Annotated in this window: 6 protein-coding genes; 3 read left to right on the forward strand and 3 right to left on the reverse strand. The window is 57.5% G+C overall.

From position 1 onward, the window contains the following. Both FHD67_RS19640 and FHD67_RS19645 read right to left on the reverse strand, forming a co-directional pair. A partial coding sequence (locus FHD67_RS19640) for a replication initiation protein (RefSeq protein ID WP_139599780.1) occupies positions 1-694 on the reverse strand: 694 nt, incomplete at its 3' end. A 443-nt stretch (positions 695-1,137) separates the two neighbouring features. After that, positions 1,138-2,439 (reverse strand): plasmid recombination protein, encoded by a 1,302-nt coding sequence (locus FHD67_RS19645; RefSeq protein WP_139599781.1) that lies wholly within the window; start codon positions 2,437-2,439, stop codon positions 1,138-1,140. Between the two features lie 227 nt (positions 2,440-2,666). Here FHD67_RS19645 and FHD67_RS19650 point away from each other — a divergent pair, with 227 nt between their 5' ends. From FHD67_RS19650 to FHD67_RS19660, 3 genes are all read left to right on the forward strand, one after another. After that, positions 2,667-3,332 carry a hypothetical protein gene (locus FHD67_RS19650; protein WP_139599782.1) on the forward strand — a complete coding sequence of 222 codons (666 nt, stop codon included), beginning with the start codon at positions 2,667-2,669 and terminating at the stop codon, positions 3,330-3,332. Between the two features lie 80 nt (positions 3,333-3,412). Next, positions 3,413-3,964, forward strand: a complete 552-nt coding sequence (locus FHD67_RS19655) for a metallophosphoesterase (protein WP_139599783.1) — start codon at positions 3,413-3,415, stop codon at positions 3,962-3,964. Between the two features lie 330 nt (positions 3,965-4,294). Further along, on the forward strand, positions 4,295-5,326 hold the full coding sequence (locus tag FHD67_RS19660; protein ID WP_139599784.1) for a PIN domain-containing protein: 1,032 nt from the start codon (positions 4,295-4,297) through the stop codon (positions 5,324-5,326). A 433-nt stretch (positions 5,327-5,759) separates the two neighbouring features. Here the strand turns inward: FHD67_RS19660 and FHD67_RS20785 are convergent. Further along, positions 5,760-6,144: hypothetical protein (locus tag FHD67_RS20785; RefSeq protein ID WP_218062366.1), on the reverse strand; the 385-nt coding region annotated here is incomplete at its 5' end.

The raw sequence follows: 6,144 nt of genomic DNA on the forward strand, positions 1-6,144 counted from the left end.
CCGTCTCGGCCGCGTCGTGAGGATCTTTCCAGCGCCAGCGGAACGTGACGGCATGAACTGACCGGCCCCGCTTTTCTGGGGTCATGCTGACCTCGACCGTGCCGTAGTCATTTACCGCTGCAAGGGCAGGGTCGAGAACCCATTGGCGGAAGTTGTTCCAGCGCTCGTAGGACTTCTTGTCGGCCACTCCCATGAGCGAACGCAGTTCATCCAGCGTGAAGGTCCAGAACGGCCGTCCCAGGCGCTTCTTGTCGGCAAGCAGCACATAAAGCTGGCGGCCGTGGCCGGTCAGGCTATGGGCGGCGCGGGCCTCGATCTTGGCGAAGTTCTGCGGGCTGCGCAGAGCATGAACGCCTGCGGGCGGGATCAGCGCCCGGACCATTGAGCCGCCTTGGATGATCTTCCATTCGGCCAGCAGGACCGCGCCCCAAGGATCGCCGCGCCACTCGCCGCTGAGCTGCACTCCGGTCAGGCGGGTCAGGCACTCGCGCAGCCAGACGTTGTCGTTGCGGCCGTCCTCGCCGCGCAGCAGCCGCGAGGGGACTTCCAGCCAGACGCTGTTGTCCACCTCGGCGGGGATACGGGCGGCGTCGAGCGCCGAGGCCAGCTCCCAGATGGCCGAGACCATGGCCGGGGTCAGCGGCTTGTCGGATCGGAGCGCAACGGCGCTGCTGGGCACGGTGATTTCCCTCATAAGACTAGCATGAATGACTGACTGCTAGTCATCAACCCCTATCTTTTACCCTCCGGGCCCTAGTCTCGAACCCTCCGGGCCCTAGTCTCGAACCCTCCGGGCCCTAGTCTCGAACCCTCCGGGCCCTAGTCTTTTGCCCTCCGGCACCTAGTTTTTAGGCCCTCTAGTGTCAGTGTCGGGTGTCGCGGGGAGCGAAGCGACACGCGACACGCGACACCCGACACTGCAGAAAACAGGGCTGTGAAGCGCACTCAGCACTGAGTGGAGCTTGTGCTGAGCCAGACCCTGCCCCGCTCTCATCAGGAAGGGCTGTAGGGGCAGGGTCTGGCGTGCTGGTGCGTGTAACGCTTCCCTGAGCCTCGAAACCGGCAGTCTACGCTGGTGAAAGTTGGGCTTTGGCGAGTGTAACGCTGCCAAATGGCATTTCCTGCTACAGTCCCACCTCACAGCCCATGATCGTAGTCGTCGTCATGGCTGCGTTCGCGCCGTTCCGTTCGAACCGCATGGGGTTCCTCCACCTGCTCCCGTTGGCGCTCGTGGTGAGCTTGGCTGTGCTGGGGAAGATCAAGGCCCAGGTGGCGGTTGTAGCGCTCCACCAGTTCGAAGCTTTCCTCGGGCCAGAGCCGTTCGGGTTTCAGGTGCTGCGCCGGATCCTCGATGCGGAGGTTTTTGACGAGGGCTTCGGCTTGGGCGCAGAACACCCCGCACTTGGCGATCACTGCGCCCAGGTGCAGCCGATCGACCAGCGACGGAAACCACTTGCGGCCTGCCTCGTGCCCATCGGGACGGCGCAGCTTGTCCAGGCCCATGCCGAAACTGAACGCCGTTTCGACGATCTGCTCGGCGCCTTGGCGCAAGGCCGAGATCAGCTTCCAGGTGTTTGGCTCAAAGAGCCTTGCTTCTTCGACAGCGTCTCGGGAGAGGCTGCCTGGTGGTGGTTCGTAGGCGTGGGGATCCTCCTTGTGGCGGCTGATCTCGCCCCTGAGCAGCAGGTAGTCGCGCAGCCGGTCCGTGTCGTTCCAGGACAGGTCAGCGGCCTGCAATACCCCCAGGACGCTCTCAGAGGGCCGCTGGACGGCCTCACGGGCCTTGTCCAGTACTGCACCATAGGTTTCCGGTGACAGGTGCTCACGGGCCGTCAGATCGCGTCTGAGGCCCCGTGTGATGCTGTGGTCGAGGTGTTCCTGGCACCATTCGGCCCAGGATGTCTGCAAGGCGGCGTATTCGTTGCGCTCGCCCGTGGCGGCCTTCAGCTCGTTCAGGGGCTTCTGGGTGGAGATGATCGGCTTGCCGCGGCTTTCGCGCACCGGGGCGATCATCAGATCCACCACCGCGCCGCCCTTCTCGTCCAGGTCGAGGCGCACCCCGAAGACCGCGCCCTTGCCGGCCCAGCTTTCCGCCCAGGCCTTGGCCTGCTCGAACAGGGCAACGTTGCGGGGATTGGCACGGTCATGGAGATCCCCAGCCTGCTGGACCCATTCCGGCGACACGACGCACAAGGCCTGCATGGCAAGGGGGGCGTTCTTGCGTTCCCCGGCCCCTAGCTCGGCCTTGTGGGCCTTGAAGGCGGCCACGTAGTCGCGGTCGCTAGTCTCGGCCTTGGACCAGGCCAGGGCTTCCCCTGCGACGGCCCCCTCCCGAACCCGCGCCTGGCCGATCTCGTCATGGCGCTCGGCATGGAGGGACAGGCCGCGCAACTGGGCGACGGTTTTGATCTTGTTGACGCGGATGGCTGACTTGAACATGCGGGCAGCCTAGGGTGGCGAGGCAGAATTGTCATTTGAAATGACAACCCACTAGGCAATCCACTTCGTGCCGCTCCGCTGATTGCCGTGGGCCAAGAGGCGCTGCGCCCTCTTGGTATATAGGGATCACTAAAGAAACAAACTTCCCTAACTAAAGTCATTGACACTAACACGTGTTTATCTTCATGTTAGTGATATGTGGCAAAGTTAGTGGAGTGGGGTGCCTGATGACTGGACAAGAACGTCTAGCGGAACTGGGGCTGAATGCGGTGAAAGCATCTTATTATCTTGAGCTCCCGGTCGAAATCATTGCTTCCGCCTGTGCTGAGGAAGAGCCTCCTGTCTGGTTGGATATCTGTCTCACAGCAATGGAGGATGAGGCGGAAGAGGACGATGATGCCTTCACCTATCTTCAAGTAGGTGCTGATTTTCAGGGTACGAGCTGGTCTGAAGTTACGGCGCGGCAAGCGGTCCCGATTATTATTGAGTACGCCCAGAGGGGCGAGATCATGACCTATGCCGATTTGGACCGCGAGTTGCGCGCTAGGGACCCAGAACGTAAGAACGCTGGTACCTTACCTAAATATGCCCGACCGCTTGGACTAATTGGCGCTGTGATTGACCAGATCCGTTCAGAAGCGCGGCTAAAAGATGGAGCTGTATCGAGAGAATACGATCAGATTCCGCCACTAGAGGTAATTGTTACGCGCGGGAAAACGGGTATGCCCGGCACAGGAGCTGACGGGTTCTTAGTCAGCTATCTCACGGCTATGGGCGAGAAAAACGTCGAGGACCGCCTGCATTTCGAGCGTAAGGCACTCTACGAAAAAGCACAGAAGAGCGTAATGGCCTATGATAAGTGGGGGCTTTTGCTCAGCTTGAGCAAAAAGTGACGCTGGCTAAATTTGCCATAAAGCAGAGTAGCTTGGGCTTATGCAGAAGCCTTTGAGCTACTCACAAAACTGGATCCGTAATGGCTCATTTTTTTACTGCTGACACCCACTTTTCCGACGATTCAGTGCGCCGTTTTTTTAGTCGCCCCTTTGCCTCGGTCGAGAAAATGGATGCTGCGATGGTCGAGCGTGCCGCAATTGTTGGAGCAGAGGACGATCTGTGGATCGTTGGCGACTTTGCAGCTTGTGAAACCGACAGGGGCCGAGAGGCTGCACAGGCAGCATTTTGGGCCTTGTCTGGACGCAAGCACTTGGTGCGCGGCAATCACGATCCAGATTGGTTAGTCCAGACGCTTCCATGGGCTTCAGTCCATGACCTGGTCGAGATCGAAATTATGGGCAACCGTTTTGTTCTTTGCCATTACCCTTTAGTGACGTGGAACGGCGCCCGAGCAGGCACAATACAGATTTTCGGCCATGTTCATACCAGATGGCGTGGTGCCGAAGGGCAGATCAATGTTGGTGTGGAGCAGTGGGATTTCGCTCCAGTAAAATCGGATCAAGCCGAACTAGCCGCGATGACCATGCCGCCATCGCGGATGCACAAGAAGGCAGAAGGATTGTCTCAGTAATGCTTGACAGGATCCGACAGTGCTACGTTCTGCTCCACGGCCACTACCCCCGACACGCTGCCCGAGGAACGCCGCAAGGAACTCGCTAAGTTGGACGCGCTGCCGGTCGATGATGGCCGAACTTGACCGCCGCACCTAAACTAGCCGGGCAGGTCCACCCCTTCGGTAATTGAGGTCTGCGGGGCATAGGATAGCGCAAAACATGCGCTTGTATTTGGCTGTTCCCACGTCTCAGCTGGTGAACGGAACCTTGCTCGGAACGTGATGTGCTTCTCGGCGTGGGTTGTGTCCTTGCCGCTATGGCGGCAGTCAGCAAAGGCAAGAAACTAGATGCTTCACGTCCTAATTGATACATGTGTCTGGCTTGATCTGGCGAAAGATCATCGAGAGAAACCAGTTCTCGGCGCTCTTGAATTCCTTATAAAGGAGCAAGAAGTTGAATTGATCGTCCCACAAATTGTGGTTGATGAGTTTCAACGCAATAAGGCGCGGATCATTGCCGATTCTAGACGGAGCTTGCAATCACACTTCCGCTTGGTCCGTGATGCCGTCAACCGCTTTGGCAATGATGCAAGTAAAGCAAACACCCTACAGGCATTGAACGAAGTAGATCATACCATCGTCACGACTGATGAGGCAGTATCTGAGTCAATTGACCGGATCGAAAATCTGCTGACCAGCAAGCCTGCACTGACCACTACAGACTCTATTAAACAAAGGGTTACAGAACGCGCGCTCAATGCGCTAGCGCCCTACCACCTCAATAAAAACAGTGTTGGTGATGCGGTTCTGATTGAGACCTACGCCAGTGTCATTAGTGACCCTTCTGGTGAGGAAACGCGCTTCGCTTTTGTCACTCACAACAGCAAAGATTTTAGTGAGCCGAACGGCGACAGAAGGAATCCCCACCCAGATATTGCCGCTCTATTCAATGCGCCAAAGTCTACCTATTGGGGATCTCTTGTCGATCTTCTTAGGGATTTTGATCCTGAAATTTTAGACGATGAAGAGGCGGATTTTAATTTCTCGATGGAGCCACGCCGCTTGTCAGAGATACTTGAAGCTGAAAATATTCTGCGCAGGCAAATTTGGTACAATCGTCATTGGAATCTACGGAGTGCGATTGAAGACGGTACTCATCATGTCGTACCTGAAGCTGAATATTCCCGCACTCCATATCGAAGCGACCAAACCCTTGATACAGTTTGGGCGCAAGCACTTGCAGCAGCAAAAAGAACTGAAGATGAAGTGGGCCTTAATAATCTAGGGCCTTGGGATGACTTCGAGTGGGGCATGCTCAATGGCAAGTTGTCTGCTCTCCGGTGGCTTCTAGGAGATGAGTGGGACATGCTAGACACCTGAAACCCTCATCTTATGCCTTGGATGCTTACTATGCATTGGTGCAGGATCTGATACGGCTTCTGACCCCCTGCCGCTCTCTCATGCTAAACTTGCGCAGCGAACGGCAGCTTTGTCCCGCATAGTTGCCTCTCGGTCGTGTCATAGAGCTAATCGTTAAGGGGTTTTTTTCCGCCACGGCCACCATCTAGCGCTTGTTGCCGCAGTGGTAGTCCGCTGGTCGGTCAGGAGGGTAGTGGCCTGCTGCCGCCAACGGTCCCGATCTTCCTTCAGGTCAGCCGAGATTTCACGTTCCCGATTGAGCATAGCTTCCAAGGCCTCGATGCGGTCTAGCAGGCGGGTTCCATCCGGTTGCGCATCGCTTCTTTTCGAACTGTCATGGGGTTCCATGTTGAACGCCCGAGACAATTCCGCTGGATCAATCGAGTAGCTGCCATCATCGTGTCGGGTTGCGCTTACTTTCCCTGTTTTTATGGCTCTGTTGATCGTTGACTTGCTCTTGCCTGTTAGCTTCGCGGCTTGGGAAAGGGAGAGTTCCGCCATGGTTGCGCACCGCGTCATTTAGAGTTTCGTCTGGAACCCCTTCTTCGTGGACGGAGAAGGCAGCGCGCGCAAGGTCCGCATCACGCCGGGGCACAGTAAAACTTCCGGCCTTAAATGTACGCCCGACACGATCCGCCCAGTTCTCGCGCTCGGCCTGGGCTAAGCCATGCCACCATGTCAAAGCCGGTTCTGACTGGGGTTCATCGGCAATGAGGGGCGGGGCGTCGTCGGTGCCCTGCTGACGACGCCGGGTGTTCCGATGGCGTTCATTCTCGGCC

It is taken from the genome of Paracoccus haeundaensis, from assembly GCF_006239215.1.
Classification (GTDB): Bacteria; Pseudomonadota; Alphaproteobacteria; order Rhodobacterales; family Rhodobacteraceae; genus Paracoccus; species Paracoccus marcusii.